We start from the raw sequence: 18,119 nt of genomic DNA, 5'->3' as shown, positions 1-18,119 counted from the left end.
AAAAGGAAAAACAGTATAACATAGTTTAACGATTTCCGTTTACTATATAGAGTTCGTATTCAATTTGTAGTTTGAACTCTTCCTACATACTTACCCTCTTTGGTCTTTTTTAAAAATTGTTTTACACTTTTAAAAAGAACCGAAAGACATGAAAAAAGCACTTTCAGCCCTTCACATCTTCCTTCTCTTCTTAAGTTATTCAGGATATGGGCAAGATAACAATCGTTATTTGGCGATGCTGGTTCTTAATATTCAGGAAGATAATTTGTATGAGTCGTATGCAAATATGGTTCCTGCGGCTAAGGCAATGGGATGCAATTCAGTGTATATAGCCGTGCGATGGGATATTACCAAATGTCCGTCGTTTCAGTGTATATCCGATCCAAATGTTGCTTCAGAGTGGCGTCCGGTAGACAATGTTATTAATAAAGCACTCCAATCAGGCATTCAGAAAATTGCTTTAAGGATTCATTTGGGAGCTAACAATGCCTATGGAATCAACCGCTCCGGTTTTATTTGGGGAGGGGAAGCCAATGAAGCAAGAGATATGGCGGGCAATGTATATACCGATGGCTACAATGACAAAATGTTTAGTCTTGCGCATCAACCCTCCGTTGAAAAGGCTAAGAACTTTGTGACTGAAGTAACGCAGCGTTATAAATACCTTCAAGATCAGGGAAAGTTATTATTTATCAGCGTTTCCATTACTTCAAATCAGGAAGGCGAATACCCACATTGGGGTATTTTTGACTATTCTTCTTACATGAAAGAGAGCTATAGTAACTGGCATTTGGCACAGTATGGCTCTACTGCTCTACCGCCAAGTAACCTTAATAATGAGGCAGGAAAACGTTGGTATACGTTCAGGCATTTAAAATTGAAAGAATTTCTTGACCAAATGGGCAGCGCGGTTAAAGCGGTTGATTCCAATATAAAATTTGTGTTGGATATGGGTTCTGTGTATGACGGCGCTTCCAAAAACCGGGGAACATTAGGGTTTGAAAAATTGAGTTGTCGAGCGGATGGCGTAAAGATCAATGATGATATATCGTATAACCATCGTTTTTCGATGGATTTATTGAGAACCAATGCCCCTAATAAATGGATCATGAATGAGTTGTTCCCTCAGGGAAGTACTTCGGAGAAAGTTAATTTTTTAAAAGAATCCTATCAGCACGGAGCTAAATTAGTGTCATTAGTGATAGGTTCGCAAGGTTCGATTGATGAATTTGCGCCGGCTGTCCAAAGTCCGGAGGTACAGCAATACTTAACTACTCCTATGTCTCCGATCACAACGACAACGACAACCACGTATTTGTTGTCTAATATTCTCAATAATTCCGGCTTTAATTTATCCGGCTACTCGCAACCGCAAAAAATCATCTTAAACGACGATGTGCTTCCACAATGCTCTCCCAATACCTGCAATTTCAATTTGGGAATAATGAACAGCAACCCTAATCCTTCCTGCGGCGATGCTATTACCCTTACGGCAAACTGCACGGGAGGCAATTGCGACGGAGTATCTTATACTTGGACAGGGAAGGGAATCAGCAGCAGTGGAAATTTTCTGAACATTAGCGTTCCCAAAGCCAAAGGTAACTATATGTATACACTAAGTGCTTCTAAGTCAGGATGCGATAGTAAAGTCAGTACCGGTATAATCGTTAAGGAATGTGAAGGAAATGAATTGTGTGCGGTTAATAGAGTACGTCTTAAATTTCGAAAAGATTGCTGCCTGAACCATTTGGCAGGAGCTCAGATTCAGGGTTCGACCAACGGTGTTACGTGGGATAGTTTATATACTGTTTCTCAAAATGCGACCGGTACCTGGCAGGAATTTAATTTCAATAATCTTGCGCTTTATCCTCAAATACGGTTTGTTTCCGGCTCAACTGCGAACGGCGAACTGCTGGAAATAGAATTTTATCAGGGAGCCAAAAAGCTGTACGGTACATTATTTGGGACAGGCGGAAATTATGCAAATGCAATGGACGGAGATGAAACCACCCTTTGGACCGGACAGACAGCCGGAAAAACGAACTTTATTGGCTTGGTGTTAAAAGGGTGCGGAGACGGTAGTTAAGAGAGGTACGTTCGTAAGCCTTGGGTTGTTGCTTCGCAAAAGATAATTACGAAAATAAAGGTATCGGCAATTTTTGTCGCACTCTTATTTTTTGGGCTGCTAATAGATTTGTAGGTTTGTAAATTGTTTACCCTGCCAAAAGACGGAACAGTAGTGAAAATAAGAATGAAAAAATGGCGTAAAATACTCATTGTCATAGTTGTATTACTTTCAACAACTGAGTTACTGTTGCGCTTCGTGTTTGGATTTTGTAATGCACCGCTTTATATAGAAGATCCTGATTTTGAATATGTCTTTGCTCCTGATCAGTATCGGATTCGGTTTAGGAATGTAGTGCGCACCAATGCGTTTTCGATGCGCAGTGATCCCATTAATCCTACCGATACTACGGTTGTTTTATTGGTGGGCGATTCAGTCATTAATGGAGGAAACCCAACAGACCACGACGATCTGGCTTCTACGATCCTCGAAAAGCAATTTACGGAACATTATCGTCAACCTGTGCGGGTACTCAATGTGTCGGCGGGTTCGTGGGGCCCTGATAATGTATTTGCATTTTTGAAAAAGAAAGGCTTCTTCGGCGCCGATGTCATGTGTTTGGTGACCAGTAGCCACGACGCTTACGACAACATGAGTCATCATAAACTCGTAGGCATCAATCCCAACTATCCCGACAAACAATATCAGGTGGCATTGTATGAGTTTTGGCACCGTTATATTTATACATTATTTGTGTATCACTATGTAGAAGTGCCTTTAAAAGAGTTCTTTGCACCTGCCGCCCAACACGCTCCCAATGACGTTATTCATAAATTCGGAACGGTTTTCAACCCCGGCTTTCAACATTTGGCCGATACTGCAAAGGCGATGCATATTCCTTTCTTCATGTATTTACACCCTGAACTGCCGGAGATCGCTCAAAATCGTTACGATAGTCAGGGAGAAGAAATATTGGCATTTGCCCGTAAAAACAGAATCCCGGTCATTGATGAATTGAAATTGCATCGAAGCGGATTTCCGTTGACCAATGATCTCTTTCGCAATCCTGATTTTGACAGTATTCATTACAATGCCAAAGGTCAGGCCTACATGGCGAAACATTTATACCCTATATTGAAACAATACCTTGACGCTTATTTTGCCCGCCATGCGCGTACTCATCGTCCATAATCAGCTTTGGGCGCATTATAAGTCCAAATTATTCAGCGAATTGCATCGACTGGCTCCACAATACGGCGTCGAAATTCACGTAGCACAAATTGCCCTTTCCGAAAAAAGTCGCGACAACATGGGTACCGCCGAAGCTTTTCGGTACGACTACGACTACGAAGTTCTTTTTAATACCTCGCTGGATCAGATAAAACTGTGGCCACGCACCAAAGCGTTGCTGAAAAAGATACGTACTTATCGCCCCGACGTGCTGAATCTAACAGGTTGGTACGACCCTGCCCAATGGGTTTTATTGTTTTATGCCAAGCTGGTGGGTATTAAGGTCGTAATATCCAATGAATCCAATGTGCGTGACCACGTGCGCATGGGAGCGAAGGAACGTTTCAAGCAGTTTTTGTTAAAGCAGGCAAATGGCTTTTTTTGCTTCGGCCAATCATCAGCAGCGTATTTGGAAAAACTCGGTGTTAATCCTTCTCAAATTCTTACCCGTAAAGCAGCAGTCGTAGATAATGATGTGATTTTGGAGCATTATCAAAAAGCAATTCCGGAACGTGAAAAACGCAAGCAACAAAAAGGGTGGGTTACCTATAATTTCATTTTTGTAGGACGGCTGATTCCACCCAAAAATTTAGTCATGCTCTTGGAAGCGTTCGCCGAGATCAGTAAGGAAAATGAAGATTGGGGATTGGTATTATTGGGAGAAGGAGAACAAAAATCGAAGTTGCAACAACTGGCCCAAAACATAAAAAATGTCCGCTTCGAAGCAGGTGTTCCGTGGTACGAGGTGGCCGAATATTTGGCCTTGGCCAATGTGTTGGTCTTGCCCAGCGAATCAGAGCCTTGGGGCTTGGTGGTCAATGAGGCTATGATCTGTGGCTTACCGGTATTGGTCTCGGAGCCTTCGGGCTGTGTGGAAGATCTGGTTCGTGTCGGACAAAATGGCTTTACGTTTGACCCGCGTCAAAAACAGGATTTGGTGGCTAAAATGCACTATTTTGTTGAAAATGCCGCATCATTATCACGCATGGGCGAAGCATCAAGGCAAATAGTTGCGTCTTTTGCGCCCGAAAAAGTAGCCCATGAAATGCTGCGCGGTATGGTAAATCTATAAACCTATAAGGTCTGTTTTCTTTGTCAATCAGACCTTATAGGTTTGGTTTAGTAATAGTGATCAGCGGCTAATGCGTTGATTCCAATAGATCAACACGTTGAGGGTAGCGCGGCCTGCGGCAATAATGTCTAAATCGCCATCACCATCCAAATCAGCAGCCTGAAGGTCCTCGCAAGCCATCATAACGCTTTCATCCAACACGAATTCTTCCCAATTCTCACCCGTAGCGTCTTTTGGAACAAAAAGTCGTACGCCCACTTTTTTGTCCGGATTGGGATTACGCCATCCCACGGCTATTTGTGAATAGCCCAAACCAAGAAAATCTCCACACGCCAGCGCATGGCCTTGACTGAGGCGGTCGGTCAGGATTTTCTTGGTGTTGGTTTTTGGATTTAAAACAACCAATTGATTGCCATGCCAAGGAGCCACCGCTGCTACAAATTCCTCTTTATTAGGCAAGTTGCCACGTCGAACTTCGCCAACGCCCAACCCTTCACCGATCCATTGTCCCGTTGGTTGCCATTGATTTTTTTGATAAGCGACAACTTTACCGCCTTCTTTGCTGCCGATCAGCACTTTGGTAGCGTTGGTATCTTCCCAAATCTCGAAGTTATGCGTGATGTGTAACGTCGAATCTATGAGTTGGTAAGGCCACGGTTGTTTTGGATTTTTCGGAACATCATACGCGAGTATCTTAACGCCCGTTCCTGCTCCGTTGGTGTTTCCCAAACCGTGCAGCGGCACTACGATCAATTGATATTTATTCTTGCTCACCTGCGCCCAACGCATCCGGTGCGTCGTGATCTCGTGGTGAAGTTGTACAGCTTCCCAGCGTTGGGTTGGATCTTGTGGCCGGATCAAATAAAAAACGGCTCCCGATTGGGTTATATCTTTTGTTTCGGCAGGGTTCCACATGGCCCCGATAGCTACTTCCACCTTGCCATCGCCGTCAATGTCGCGGGCGGCGATACAGACGTTGTCTTTGGAGGTTATGTTCGAAACCATCACATATCTTTTCCATGATTCACCGCTTTTGGTGCCTTCATTTTTATACCAAACAATGTCTTTTTGGTCGGCCAATAAAATATCCAATCGCTTATCGCCATCTACATCGCCAATAGCAAGTCCGTAACCAATACTGATTTGGTTATCAACTACTTGTATTTTGAAATTGGGGGTAGGTGTTTGAGCAAAGATCGGATAAGAAACCAATGAAAGAAGGGATAAAAACAGCTTTTTCATCATTATTAGATTTAGATGATGTGACGCCCGTAATTAGGTCAGCGTCTAATGGTTTAAAAAGCAATTAAAAAGCACAATCTTTTCCTTAATTCTGAAAATTTACAATACTTTTGAAACAAACCATCAATAATTAACTTAATCCTTTACCAAAATGAAAAACCTGTTTGTTTTATTGATCACATTAATTTGCATGGGCGTTGTTGTTGATACGTTAGCCCAAGACGATGCCAAAGCTAAAAAAGAGAAGAAAGAAGCTAAAGCGAAAGACAAAAAAGAGGATAAAAAGGACGACAAGAAAGAGAAAAAAGATAAAGCTGATAAGAAAGAGGACAAGGCTGACAAAGAAGACGGTAAGAAAAGCAAAGGCAGCAAAGGCAAAAAGCCTGAGGTAGAAGATAAAGCTGACAAAAAAGAAGAAAAGGCGGATAAGAAAGCTGATAAAAAAGAGAAAAAAGAAACCGCAACAACAGACACTAAGGCTGATAAAAAAGAGGACAAAGCCGCCACAAAAACAACTGCGACCAAAACCAAAGTAACTCCAAAGAACGACGACGGAAAAGAAGCAGATACCGGAACGCGTAAGAAAGTAGCCGGTGCGGATAAAACAATCGGTAAAGACGATAAAGGTCGCACGATCTACCAAGGACCCAAAGGCGGACAATATTACATCAACTCAAACGGCAATAAAACGTATTTGAAAGCCGACGATAAGCTGTAATTCTCGGTGATTTATTGCTCTTTTAAGAATCTTGCGGAACTTCCGCAAGATTTTTTTTGCCAATGAAAATTCGGTATCTTTAACAAACAATACTAATGGATAATGGTAGAATCCCTGAAAATACCGACAACACTCGCCGAATTGGAAGCGCTTGGAGAAGACATACAACTACGCCTTCCTGCCTCATTTGAGGAGTATTTGGAATGGGTCGAAAAATGTCAGTTTACGATAGAGTATTTCAACAATGAGATTGTTATTATGGGGAATGCGAGTTTTTATCATGAGAAATTAGTAGCTGAGATTATTTTCTGCCTGAAAACGATTTTCAATAAAATTGCAGGGTTTTCAGTATTAGGCAGTAATATCAAGATTCATATAGCTGACTTGCTTTCCCCAACGGATTTTAATGCCGATGTATCTGTAGTACAGGGTAACCCTGAATTTTTGACATTGCCTTCCGGTAAAAAATCCACCGGTACAATCAGCAATCCGGTTTTGGTGGTAGAAGTAACTTCTAAAAGCACCATCGCCCACGATTTCGGCGATAAACTGCTGGCTTACAAAAAAATAGAATCACTACAGTACGCCATTTTTGTGAGCCAATACCAACCGTTTGTGACAGTCTATGAGCGCAAAGGTGTCAATCACTGGGAGTTGCATGATTATACCCAACTGGAAGATTCATTCTTTATCATGGGGCAACAGCTCACATTGGCTGAGATTTATAAGGAAATTCAATTTGAAAAATAGCCTAAACAAAAATCCCCGTTGAAACTTCAGCGGGGATTTTTGTTTAGGCTATTTACTTATCTTACAACTCTACTTTCGCTTCGGTCATATTCTCAAAAACGACTTCGCCTTTTTCATCAAGCTCCATCATAATGATGGAATCTTTAGTGATCTTGCCGCTCAAAATTTGTTTTGACAGCTCGTTCAGAATACGGCGTTGCAATACACGTTTCAGCGGTCGGGCACCAAAGGCCGGTTCGTAGCCTTCTTCTGAAAGTTTCAGTAAAGCCTCATCGGTAGCATCTATGGTTACGCCCTGCTCGGCCAATAAGCCTTTGATATGATTGAATTGAATCCGTACAATTTGTTTAAGATTATCCTGACTAAGCGGATCAAAAAGCACGATTTCGTCAATACGGTTCAAAAATTCAGGTCGAACGGTTTGTTTCAGCAGACTCAATACATCGTTTTTGGCTTCTTCTTTGAAGTAAAGCTTCCAACCTTTTTCAAGTTTATTGCCGGCTTCTTTGAATTTCTCCATGATGATGTCGCTGCCAATATTGGACGTCATGATAATGATGGTATTCTTGAAATTAGCCATCCGCCCTTTGTTGTCGGTCAGGCGGCCATCGTCCAAGACCTGCAACATGATGTTCCAAACATCAGGGTGCGCTTTTTCAATTTCGTCCAACAAGATCACGCTGTACGGTTTACGTCTGACGGCTTCGGTCAATTGACCGCCTTCATCATAACCAACATAGCCGGGAGGCGCTCCCACTAAGCGACTGACAGCGTGACGCTCCTGGTACTCACTCATATCGATACGCACCATGGCGTTTTCGTCATTAAAGAGGTAATTGGCTAAAGTTTTGGCCAATTCAGTTTTCCCTACCCCCGTAGGCCCCAAAAAGAGGAAGCTGCCAATAGGGCGTTTGGGGTCTTGCAATCCTGCCCGCGAACGACGTACAGCATCGGCCACCGCCTCAATCGCTTCTTCCTGCCCGGCTACTCGTTTTTGAAGTTCAGACTCCAAACTGAGCAATTTCTCGCGCTCACTTTGCAGCATTTTGCTGACCGGGATACCCGTCCATTTGGCTACAACTTCAGCAATGTGTTCGGGCGTAACCTCTTCGTTAAGCAGTGAATGGGCCTGACCTTGTGGATTGGCCGTATCGCTTTTTAATTTTTGCTCAATTTCCGGTATTTTGCCGTAACGAAGCTCGGCCACTTTTCCATAATCGCCGGCACGCTCGGCTTGTTCTGCTTCTAAGCGAACTTGCTCCAATTGCTCTTTCAGAGCGCGTATCTCGGTGATCTTCCCTTTTTCCAACTCCCATTGAGCTTTAAGAGCATTGCGATCTTCGCTCAGATCGGCAATCTCTTTGTTCAAGCGGGTTTCTTTTTCTTTGTCATTTTCGCGACGAATGGCTTCCCGCTCAATTTCCAGTTGCATGATACGACGGTTGAGGTCGTCCAATTCTTCGGGAACAGAATCCATTTCCAAGCGCAACTTAGCCGCAGCTTCATCCATTAAGTCAATGGCTTTATCGGGCAAAAAACGATCTGAAATATAGCGACTTGATAGCTCTACGGCAGCAATGACGGAGTCATCTTGGATACGCACCCCATGGTGAAGTTCGTATTTGTCTTTGATCCCGCGCAAAATACTGATGGCATCGGCTTCGTCCGGTTCATCGACCACTACTACCTGAAAGCGGCGTTCGAGCGCTTTATCTTTCTCAATGTATTTTTGATACTCTTTGGTGGTGGTGGCCCCAATGGTATGGAGTTCGCCCCGCGCGAGGGCCGGTTTGAGTAAGTTGGCGGCATCCATGGCGCCCTCACCTCCGGCCCCCGCCCCGATGAGCGTGTGGATTTCATCAATGAACAAAATTACTTCGCCTTCAGAATCGGTTACTTCTTTGATAACCGCCTTGAGGCGTTCTTCAAACTCTCCTTTGTACTTGGCACCTGCAATGAGCAGACCCATATCCAATGACACTATTTCTTTGGTTTTCAACTGTTCAGGTACGTCTCCCTGTACAATACGTTGGGCGAGTCCTTCTACAATGGCGGTTTTTCCTACCCCCGGCTCACCGAGCAACATGGGGTTGTTTTTGGTACGGCGCGCCAAAATCTGCAATACCCGACGAATTTCATCGTCGCGCCCGATCACAGGGTCAATTTTCCCCGCACGGGCTAATTCATTTAAATTTTTGCTGTAACGTTCCAGCGAACGGTATTTCGCTTCGGCATTTTGGTCTTTCACGGGATTATTTTTTCCTCTTAATTCTTTGATAGCAGCTAATAATTCTTTTTCCTTAAAACCTACTTCCCGCATGAGTTGGGCAGTGGAATCTTTGCCCGTTGCCAATCCGAGGAAGAGCATTTCGACACTTACAAATTCGTCCTGAAATTCTTTCAAATAGCTTTGGGCTTTTTGAAAGGCCGTATTTAAGTCATTACTTATGTATTCGGTGGCAGCCGTGCCGGCAATTTTAGGATACTTGCTAACAGCTGCCTGAATTTTTGTTTGGAGCAGTTGTGGCTGTACATTCAGTTTTTTCATCAAAAACTGCGATGTGTTAGGGTCGTCTTCCAAAATAGCCTGTAAAACGTGTCCTGTCTCAACCGCTTGCTGTTGGTTTCCCTGCGCAATTTGTACCGCACGCTGGATGATCTCCTGCGCTTTGATGGTATATTGGTTAAAATTCATGGCGGCTTTTCTGTTAATGATTTAGTGAATTTGATTTAGATAACTAATTCAGTACAAGGACTATGCCTAATGAAAAAAACGGAAATTTTGGCACATTTTTTTTGTTTTTTGAAGAAGAGTGTAGACAAAATGACGTTGTTTTTGCTATTTTTGGCACTATGTCAACACCTGTTACTATTGAAACCCAAGAGGCGTTCGAAAAAGTGGTTAAACATCTAAGCGGTTTGGAGGCGTTTGCTATTGATACCGAATTTGATCATAACCATTACGCCTACGGCTTTACACTTTGTCTTATTCAAATTGCTACTCCCGATACTTGCTATTTGATCGATCCTTTTACTGTTCAGGACTTAACTCCGCTTTGGCGTGTTTTGGAAGATGAAAGATCTGAAAAGATATTTCATGATTGCGGCGAAGACCTGCGTTTATTGCATTTGCACGGTTGTTCACCCCGTAATATTTTTGATACGAGCGTAGCGGCAAAAATGCTGAGTTTGGAAAAAATCGGCCTCAGTAGCGTATTGAATGAGTTGTTGGGCGTAGAGTCAAGTAAAAAGAAGCAACAAAGCAATTGGCTGAAGCGCCCGCTTTTACCGCTGCAATTGGAATACGCCGCCAACGACGTTATTCACTTATTGGCATTGCGAAAAATATTTGCAGAACGCCTGCAGTCACAGAATCGTTGGGAGTGGTTTGAGCAAATGATGCGATTTGTAGAGCAAAAAGATTATTCTCCCAAGCCTAAAGAAACGTTTTTAAGCCCGAAAGAGCAACGTGAGTTCAATCCCTTTCAACAATATATACTAAACGAATTGTATCGATTTCGGGACGAGCAGGCCAAACGTATTAATAAACCTCATTATCAGGTATTTCCCGAATCAATTGTTCATCAGGTACTGTTTGAGCCGGTGATATTAAATGATTGGATGAATTTAAAGGGAATTCATTATCGTATTCAGAATCAATCCATTGCAGAGCAGTTTAGAGCGGTTTTGCAACAAGCTGAAGCAGAAGCGAAAGAGCAGGTATTGTCGACGCAAAAACGCACATTGAGCAATCCGGACCAAGCTGATTGGCAACGCAAAGCCGCGCGGTACAACAGGCTTCGAGAACACGTTTTTTTGCCTATTAAAAGATGGATAGAAGAAAACTACGGAACGCATTTTGCTCCTTACGTATTGAGTAATGAAACGATGAGCACCTTAATTTCAGGAGATGTAAAACTATCGGAAATCAGCCCTGCCTTTCAACAAAGTATTATCAGAGCAGCTGCGTTTGCGTTAAATATAGATATTTCGGCGTTTGAATAACAGAATTTGCCCCAACAATGAGTTATCTTTGAATATAATGACATTGCCGTCTGCTTGGCAAAAACGAACGTAGAATTGGACTAATGCCCTTACGTCGCCTTTTTTTGTGGATCTTGTTGGGAAGTGTTGCTTTCGTTGTGAGTTACTTCGTCTTATTTCCGCACGTATTTCGCTGTTTATCCATCCGTTATTCTGATTTTAGACTTGCTGCGGAGCACTTATATGTTAGCCCGGAGCTTTCGCCGCGTGTTCAGACCCATGCCAATAAACTTATTCATGAATCTCGGAAACGGATTGAGACGTTTTGGGGGAGTAGAGTGGGTAAGCCTACCATTATTCTTTGTCAACGCGCTGACCAATACCGCCAATACTGTAACAGCGGAGACGGTGCCGGATGCAGCATTGGTACACCTTGGGGAACTTCTTATATTGTACTTAACATGGATGGCCTCAATACCGATGTAATAGCCCACGAAATGTGTCATGATGAACTTTTTACCCGTTTGGGTTGGTGGAAAACCACCCGTGAGATTCCCCAATGGTTCAATGAAGGCTTGGCCTTGATGGTTGATTATCGGTTTGTTCCCAAAACCGACAGTATTCAACGTTACGTTGATTATAAAGATGAATATTTATACCTTTCCCGAGGGGGCCAAGTGGCGTTGGATTTAGATGATATTGCTTCGATGCGCGGTTTTTTCAATGGTCAGGAAAGTCACGTGATGTTGGCGTATATGACTTCGGGAATGGAAGTGTCGCGTTGGTTGGCTTTAACGGGCGAAAAAAAAATCCCTTTACTGATTCAACATGTGGCGCAAGGAAAAGCCTTCGAAGCAGTGTATCAAGAATTGGAGCAGGAAAATAAGCGACGATAAATTGTAGAAATACAATGCAATATACTACTAACTAAACACTCTTCTACTATGGAAACTTTTGAGCGCATTTTTGAAAACAACGAACATTGGGTGGCCGAAAAACTCAGCCATGATCCTGCTTATTTTGAAAAACTTTCGCAAGGCCAACATCCTGATTTTCTATACATTGGCTGTTCGGATAGTCGTGTAACGGCTGAAGACCTGATGGGCGTGCAGCCCGGAGAAGTGTTTATTCACCGCAACATTGCCAACATGGTAGTAAGCATAGACCTGAACGTAATGAGTGTTATCAATTATGCCGTCAGGCACCTGAAAGTCAAGCACATTATTGTGTGCGGCCATTATTCGTGCGGGGGTATAAAAGCGGCGATGCAACATGCCGATCTGGGCATCCTGAATCCTTGGCTGCGGAATATTCGTGATGTGTATCGTATGCATAAAAATGAGTTGAATGCCATAGAAGACGAATCAGCACGTTATGATCGTTTGGTAGAGTTGAATGTGCAGGAGCAATGTATCAATGTCATAAAATTGGCGGCTATTCAGGAGGCACATCGTGAGCGCGGAATTACGGTTCATGGTTGGGTATTTGATATTCATACGGGTAAATTGATCGACCTGAAAATTGACTTCCCCAAAATATTGGAAGATATCATGGAAATCTATCGGTTGGATTAACGTCAAATAGGATGTTTTCAAGGACAAAAAACGGTAAGGAGATATATCTTAAAAAGTGGGCTTTTGAAAATTTGGAAGCCCTGACCGAATATCTTGTCGAATTGAACCATGAAACTAAAAAACGCTTTGCGCCCCATGCCTTTGATATAGAAACACTAAAAACCCTTTTTCAAAAATCGGAGGAATATAGCGGATACATTGCTACAGAACCTCTTGAAAATAAAGTCATTGCGTATTGCATTGTTAAAAGCGGCATCTTACCCAAAGATGCCGCTCGTTTAGAGCAATTAGGTTTGATCTTTGACCAAGATTCCGATTTGACAATTGCTCCGTCGGTAGCAGATGCCTGGCAAAGCGAAGGTGTTGGCAGTTTGCTTATGCACTTTATTGTTTCGGATATTCGTTTAACATTGGCTGCGCGTATGGTACTTTGGGGAGGTGTGCAAAGAGACAACCAAAAAGCTATCCGGTTTTATCTAAAACACGGTTTTAAGATTGTCGGTCAATTTGAGCGTAAGGGGCTTAACTATGACATGGTGTTGGATCTGTGACGCCGCTTGAAGAATATTTTCAATAGTTTTTCAGTACATTTACTAATACGCCAACTTTTTATAATAAGTGGTTTTGTTAACCCTATCTGTATTGTAAAATGAAAAAGTGTGTTTTTCGTAATTGGAGTATCGGGGTCATAGTGGCAGCAATAGCAAGTGCGTGCGGAGGTAGTGTGGAGATTCCTCAAGATGTTGAAAAAGCGGCGGCCAATTTACCGGAGAAATTGGATTATAATCTGCACGTAAAGCCTATTTTGTCGGATCGTTGTTTTGCATGCCACGGTCCCGATAAAAATAAACAAAAAGCCGATCTGCGCTTGGATATTGCCGACGCCGCTTACGACAAAGAATGCGAAAGCGGTCTGAAAGCGATTGTTGCCGGCAATCCTGCTAAAAGCGATGTTGTGCACCGTATTCTATCGGAAGATCCTGAATACGTGATGCCGGAGCCTTCGACTCACCTCACACTTTCGGTGGAAGAGAAAGCCATTCTTATCAAATGGATTGAGCAGGGGGCGGAATATAAACCGCATTGGTCGTTTGTGGCTCCCGTTAAACCTGCCTTGCCCAAGGTCAAAAATGAAGCTTGGGTTAAAAATGATATTGACCGTTTTATCCTGAAAAAATTAGAAGATAAAAAGTTGACCGGAAGCGCCGAAGCCCCCAAAACTACGTTGCTCCGCCGTGTTTACCTTGATCTGATCGGATTACCTCCAACCACGGATCAGATTGAATCGTTTCTAAAAGATACTTCTCCCGATGCCTACGAAAAAGTAGTGAACCAACTGCTGAAAAATCCTCATTTTGGGGAACATCAGGCTGTAGATTGGCTGGATATAGCGCGTTATGCCGATACACACGGCTACCAAGATGATGGCCTGCGCACGGTGTGGCCTTACCGCGATTGGGTCATTAAGTCGTTTAATCGCAATCTGAGTTTTGATCGCTTTGTTACGTGGCAATTGGCGGGAGATATGCTACCCAATCCCCAAAAAGAGCAATTGATCGCCACTGCTTTCAACCGTAATCATCAGCAAAGCCAGGAAGGGGGCATTGTGCCGCAGGAATATTTTGTGGAATACGTGGCCGACCGTACCAACACGTTTGGAAAAGCATTTTTGGGATTAACCGTAGAATGTGCCCGTTGCCATGACCATAAATACGACCCCATCAGTCAGAAAGATTATTATTCTCTGTTTGCGTTTTTCAACAATAACAATGAATACGGCCAAATCCCTTACAACGGAGAGCCAAGTCCGTCGATTACACTACCTAAACCTGAGGTGGAGACGCAATTACGCTTTATCAAAGAACAATTATCGACGATTGGAAAAGATCAACTGAAAGATGCTTCTGCCTTACGGCAGCGGTTTGCACAATGGCTCGCCAAAGCCGATAAAGCGCCTGTTATTGCACCCCGTTCTGCTTTGATGATAGATGTGCCGTTTGACTCCTCCTACATTCGGATGGCGGGAGAAAAGAAAGATAAAATACGGCCTATTTTCAAAAATTTGGCCAATGACACCATGAACTTTGAAACCAACGGCGATTTGGATTTTCCACCTGTTCGCATCAAAAGTCCACGAGGAAAAGGTGTGCGACTGGTCGGGGAAAGTTATATGCAAATGCGCGGTATCAACGGTTGGGCGCAATACAAAGAGGTGCCGACTATTTCAGGCTTTTTTGAACGGAATCAGCCTTTTACGGTGAGTTTATGGGTAGGGGTAACAGATCCGAAATTCAAAGGGCCTTTGTTTAATCGCAACTTAGGACCGTTCAATGGTTTCAGAGGATATGAATGCGAGCGGCTGGAAGACGGGCGACTGGCCTTTCGATTAAGTAATGTTTGGCCGGATAATGCCATAGATTTTGAGACCGATTATGTACTCAAAGCCAATCGTTGGGCACATTTGACAATGACCTACGACGGTTCAAGCAAAGCCAACGGCCTGAAAGTTTACATCAACGGCCACCGTGCATCGGGACGAACGGTATCGGATGGACTGCGGGAAAGTATGCTTTGGGGTAAAAACCATACGAACTGGGGAGCAGGCGCGCCTAATTTTTCCATTGGTCAGCGCCACGATTATAACTTCAAAGGCTATGCAGTGGATGAACTGAAGGTTTTTGCGCGTGAATTAACGCCCTTGGAAGTTCAAGGGGTTATCGGTCAAAAGGATTTTGTTGGAATTGCTCTTAAAACGCCTGTTGGTAAGCGCACAGAAATTCAGAAAGAAGGCCTGTTTGACTATTTTGTGACAAACATAGATGCTGAGAATCAAAAGCTATTTGCCGAGCGGAAGAAATTACTGGCGGAAGAAACAGAGTTATTAAACAAAGAGATTGATATAATGGTAATGCGCGAGCGCAAATATCCACGTAAGGCACACATCCTCAAGCGCGGTGCCTACGATGCTCTTGACCAAGAAGTAGAAGCAGATACGCCCGATCAATTTTTTAAAATTCCTAAAGAACTGCCGCGCAATCGCCTTGGTTTGGCCCAATGGCTTATTCACAAAGAAAATCCACTCTTCGCGCGAGTAATGGTGAATCGAATGTGGCAGCGTTATTTCGGAAAAGGATTGGTTGTCTCAGCCGAAGACTTTGGAAATCAGGGTGATCTGCCAACGCATCTTGAGTTGTTGGATTATTTGGCGGTTAAATTCAGAGAATCGGGCGGCCCGTCGCAGGGGTGGAATTACAAACTGTTGCAAAAGTACATTGTCATGTCAGCGACGTATCGACAATCTTCCGTCGTGAAGCCCGAATTATTAGAAACAGACCCTAACAATTTACTTTACGCTCGTGGACCAAGTTATCGTATTTCGGCTGAGCAAGTGCGAGATGCTGCATTGGCCGCAAGCGGACTTTTGAGCAATAAAATTGGTGGACCCAGTGTACGTCCTTACCAACCCGACGGTATTTGGGAAGCATTGGCAACTCGAAATGCGGTGCAATATGTTCAAAATCATGGTGATACACTCTATCGTCGAAGTATGTATACCATTTGGAAACGCAGCTCGCCGCCGCCAATGATGCTCAATTTTGATGCTTCTGAGCGGCATTTTTGTAGCGTCAGACGTCAAAAAACCAGTACACCGCTGCAAGCGTTAGTCATGCTGAATGATCCTCAGTTTGTAGAAGCCGCAAGGGTATTGGCGCAAAAAGCGTTGACTATAAATGAAGGGACAAATAAGACTCCGTCTTCGGGTATTGTTTATGCTTTTACGTCTCTAATGTCGCGCCCGCCACGGCAAAGTGAAACAGAAGCTATGACGCAATTGTATCAGGAAGAATACCTTGATTTTCTGAAAAACCCAAAACGGGCTGATGAGCTGTTGAAAGTTGGTGAATATCCTGTGGATAAGTCACTTAACAAAGCAGGCTTGGCAGCCATGACGATAGTGGCGAGTACAATGATGAATTTTGATGAGTTTGTGATAAAGAGATGAAAAACGCATTTGAAGAAATAGAACAACATACCCACGAACAACTCAGTCGACGGAATTTTTTGTCGCAGACGAGCATGGGTTTAGGTGCAGCAGCCCTATCATCGCTATTGGGAAATACTACGGCGCAGGTTGCCAACAGCACCGGTGGCGTGTTGGGAAAACCTCATTTCCCGCCAAAAGTAAAACGCGTGATCTATTTGCACCAAAGTGGCGCGCCTTCGCAGTTAGAACTGTTTGATTATAAGCCCAAACTGGAGCAAATGTGGGGGCAGGACTTGCCCGAATCGGTTCGGAAAGGTCAGCGTCTTACGGGAATGACGGCAGGGCAAAGCAGCTTTCCGTTGGCGGCCTCTTACTACAAATTTGCGCAGCATGGTCAAAGCAAAATGTGGGTCAGTGAATTGTTGCCTTACATTTCAAAGATCACCGACGATGCCACGTTCATTCGCTCGATGCATACCGAAGCCATCAACCATGATCCGGCTATCACGTTTTTTCAAACGGGCAGCCAACAGGGAGGAAGACCTTCTTTTGGCTCATGGGTAAGTTATGGTTTGGGCTCTGACAACCAAAATTTGCCTTCTTTCGTGGTGTTGCTTTCCAAAGGGCGCGGTGGCGACCAACCTTTGTATGCTAAACTATGGTCGAATGGTTTCTTGCCATCCGTGCATCAGGGAGTGGTATTTCGTTCGGGGCCTGACCCCGTTTTTTACCTGAACAATCCTGCGGGCATTGATCGTACGAGCCGTCGTCGTATGTTGGATTATCTGGCCAAAATGCATCAGGAGCAATTCAAACAAGTACTTGATCCTGAAATAAACAGCCGTATGGCGCAGTACGAGATGGCCTACCGAATGCAAACCGCCGTGCCCGAAACGCTGGATATTTCCAAAGAACCGGACTATATTTTTGACATGTACGGCCCCGAAGCCAAGAAAGCCGGGACATTTGCCGCCAACTGCTTATTGGCAAGAAAATTAGCGGAAAAAGGCGTGAAATTCATTCAACTTTACCATCAGGGATGGGATCAGCACGGCAATCTTCCCAATGATATTAAAACAATGGCTAAGTCCGTAGACCAACCTTCGGCGGCGTTGGTGATGGATTTGAAACAAAGAGGCTTATTGGACGATACGCTCATTATTTGGGGCGGCGAGTTTGGTCGTGGTTCTTATTCGCAGGGTAAACTCACCAAAGAAAATTATGGTCGCGATCACCACCCACGTTGTTTTACGGTTTGGATGGCCGGGGCAGGTGTGAAGAAAGGCTACATACATGGCGAAACCGACGACTTTAGCTACAATATTGTTCGCGATCCGGTACACGTTCACGATTTTCAAGCCACGGTCATGCACTTATTAGGCATTGACCACGAGCAACTTACCTTTAAATTTCAGGGCCGTCGCTATCGTTTGACCGATGTTCACGGAAAAGTAGTAAAACCTGTACTGGCTTAACTGTCTCGAAGTCAATTAATGAAA

General features: G+C 43.8%; 13 protein-coding genes. 11 read left to right on the top strand and 2 right to left on the bottom strand.

Annotation, left to right across the window (positions count from 1 at the left end):
• Positions 1-148 precede the first annotated feature (148 nt).
• The 3 genes from ACQY73_RS18455 (at position 149) to ACQY73_RS18445 (ending at position 4,367) form a co-directional block, all read left to right on the top strand.
• Positions 149-2,086 (top strand): immunoglobulin domain-containing protein, encoded by a 1,938-nt coding sequence (locus ACQY73_RS18455; RefSeq protein ID WP_428653559.1) that lies wholly within the window; start codon positions 149-151, stop codon positions 2,084-2,086.
• Between the two features lie 165 nt (positions 2,087-2,251).
• Positions 2,252-3,256 (top strand): hypothetical protein, encoded by a 1,005-nt coding sequence (locus ACQY73_RS18450; protein ID WP_428653557.1) that lies wholly within the window; start codon positions 2,252-2,254, stop codon positions 3,254-3,256.
• Complete coding sequence (locus tag ACQY73_RS18445; protein WP_428653555.1) at positions 3,234-4,367, top strand: glycosyltransferase family 4 protein; 1,134 nt, start codon at positions 3,234-3,236, stop codon at positions 4,365-4,367. The genes ACQY73_RS18450 and ACQY73_RS18445 overlap by 23 nt, the downstream gene beginning before the upstream one ends.
• A 60-nt stretch (positions 4,368-4,427) precedes the next feature.
• Here ACQY73_RS18445 and ACQY73_RS18440 read toward each other — a convergent pair whose 3' ends face one another.
• The gene (locus tag ACQY73_RS18440) at positions 4,428-5,612 is read right to left on the bottom strand and encodes an FG-GAP repeat domain-containing protein (RefSeq protein WP_428653552.1); all 1,185 of its coding nucleotides are present in this window, start codon (positions 5,610-5,612) and stop codon (positions 4,428-4,430) included.
• Between the two features lie 148 nt (positions 5,613-5,760).
• Here ACQY73_RS18440 and ACQY73_RS18435 point away from each other — a divergent pair, with 148 nt between their 5' ends.
• The gene (locus ACQY73_RS18435) at positions 5,761-6,327 is read left to right on the top strand and encodes a hypothetical protein (protein ID WP_428653550.1); all 567 of its coding nucleotides are present in this window, start codon (positions 5,761-5,763) and stop codon (positions 6,325-6,327) included.
• Positions 6,328-6,429: 102 nt separating this feature from the next.
• Complete coding sequence (locus ACQY73_RS18430) at positions 6,430-7,077, top strand: Uma2 family endonuclease (protein WP_428653548.1); 648 nt, start codon at positions 6,430-6,432, stop codon at positions 7,075-7,077.
• A 61-nt stretch (positions 7,078-7,138) separates the two neighbouring features.
• Here ACQY73_RS18430 and clpB read toward each other — a convergent pair whose 3' ends face one another.
• Positions 7,139-9,772, bottom strand: coding sequence for an ATP-dependent chaperone ClpB (gene clpB, locus ACQY73_RS18425; RefSeq protein WP_428653546.1), 2,634 nt, complete (start codon positions 9,770-9,772; stop codon positions 7,139-7,141).
• Between the two features lie 158 nt (positions 9,773-9,930).
• Between clpB and ACQY73_RS18420 the strand changes: the two genes are divergently transcribed.
• The 6 genes from ACQY73_RS18420 (at position 9,931) to ACQY73_RS18395 (ending at position 18,095) form a co-directional block, all read left to right on the top strand.
• A complete protein-coding gene (locus ACQY73_RS18420; protein ID WP_428653544.1) occupies positions 9,931-11,082 on the top strand; it encodes a ribonuclease D in 1,152 nt (383 codons plus the stop codon).
• An 83-nt stretch (positions 11,083-11,165) separates the two neighbouring features.
• Positions 11,166-11,957, top strand: coding sequence for a hypothetical protein (locus ACQY73_RS18415; RefSeq protein ID WP_428653541.1), 792 nt, complete (start codon positions 11,166-11,168; stop codon positions 11,955-11,957).
• 48 nt (positions 11,958-12,005) lie between these two features.
• The gene (locus ACQY73_RS18410; RefSeq protein WP_428653540.1) at positions 12,006-12,635 is read left to right on the top strand and encodes a carbonic anhydrase; all 630 of its coding nucleotides are present in this window, start codon (positions 12,006-12,008) and stop codon (positions 12,633-12,635) included.
• 11 nt (positions 12,636-12,646) lie between these two features.
• A complete protein-coding gene (locus tag ACQY73_RS18405; protein ID WP_428653538.1) occupies positions 12,647-13,186 on the top strand; it encodes an N-acetyltransferase family protein in 540 nt (179 codons plus the stop codon).
• 98 nt (positions 13,187-13,284) lie between these two features.
• The gene (locus ACQY73_RS18400; protein WP_428653536.1) at positions 13,285-16,638 is read left to right on the top strand and encodes a DUF1553 domain-containing protein; all 3,354 of its coding nucleotides are present in this window, start codon (positions 13,285-13,287) and stop codon (positions 16,636-16,638) included.
• Entirely contained in the window at positions 16,635-18,095 is a 1,461-nt protein-coding gene (locus ACQY73_RS18395) for a DUF1501 domain-containing protein (RefSeq protein WP_428653534.1), read from the top strand. Before ACQY73_RS18400 ends, ACQY73_RS18395 begins: the two co-directional genes overlap by 4 nt.
• Positions 18,096-18,119: the final 24 nt, after the last annotated feature.

Source organism: Runella sp. (assembly GCF_965279615.1).
Classification (GTDB): domain Bacteria; phylum Bacteroidota; class Bacteroidia; order Cytophagales; family Spirosomataceae; genus Runella.
Note: the sequence above shows the minus strand (reverse complement) of the source record. Positions and strands in the feature narration are given on the sequence as shown.

Coding starts and splice junctions, on each gene's coding strand:
- ACQY73_RS18435 (WP_428653550.1), top strand. CDS start 5,761: ATGAAAAACCTGTTTGTTTTATTGATCACATTAATTTGCATGGGCGTT.
- ACQY73_RS18415 (WP_428653541.1), top strand. CDS start 11,166: ATGCCCTTACGTCGCCTTTTTTTGTGGATCTTGTTGGGAAGTGTTGCT.
- clpB (WP_428653546.1), bottom strand. CDS start 9,772: ATGAATTTTAACCAATATACCATCAAAGCGCAGGAGATCATCCAGCGT.
- ACQY73_RS18440 (WP_428653552.1), bottom strand. CDS start 5,612: ATGATGAAAAAGCTGTTTTTATCCCTTCTTTCATTGGTTTCTTATCCG.
- ACQY73_RS18410 (WP_428653540.1), top strand. CDS start 12,006: ATGGAAACTTTTGAGCGCATTTTTGAAAACAACGAACATTGGGTGGCC.
- ACQY73_RS18445 (WP_428653555.1), top strand. CDS start 3,234: ATGCGCGTACTCATCGTCCATAATCAGCTTTGGGCGCATTATAAGTCC.
- ACQY73_RS18450 (WP_428653557.1), top strand. CDS start 2,252: ATGAAAAAATGGCGTAAAATACTCATTGTCATAGTTGTATTACTTTCA.
- ACQY73_RS18405 (WP_428653538.1), top strand. CDS start 12,647: ATGTTTTCAAGGACAAAAAACGGTAAGGAGATATATCTTAAAAAGTGG.
- ACQY73_RS18455 (WP_428653559.1), top strand. CDS start 149: ATGAAAAAAGCACTTTCAGCCCTTCACATCTTCCTTCTCTTCTTAAGT.
- ACQY73_RS18395 (WP_428653534.1), top strand. CDS start 16,635: ATGAAAAACGCATTTGAAGAAATAGAACAACATACCCACGAACAACTC.
- ACQY73_RS18430 (WP_428653548.1), top strand. CDS start 6,430: ATGGTAGAATCCCTGAAAATACCGACAACACTCGCCGAATTGGAAGCG.
- ACQY73_RS18420 (WP_428653544.1), top strand. CDS start 9,931: ATGTCAACACCTGTTACTATTGAAACCCAAGAGGCGTTCGAAAAAGTG.
- ACQY73_RS18400 (WP_428653536.1), top strand. CDS start 13,285: ATGAAAAAGTGTGTTTTTCGTAATTGGAGTATCGGGGTCATAGTGGCA.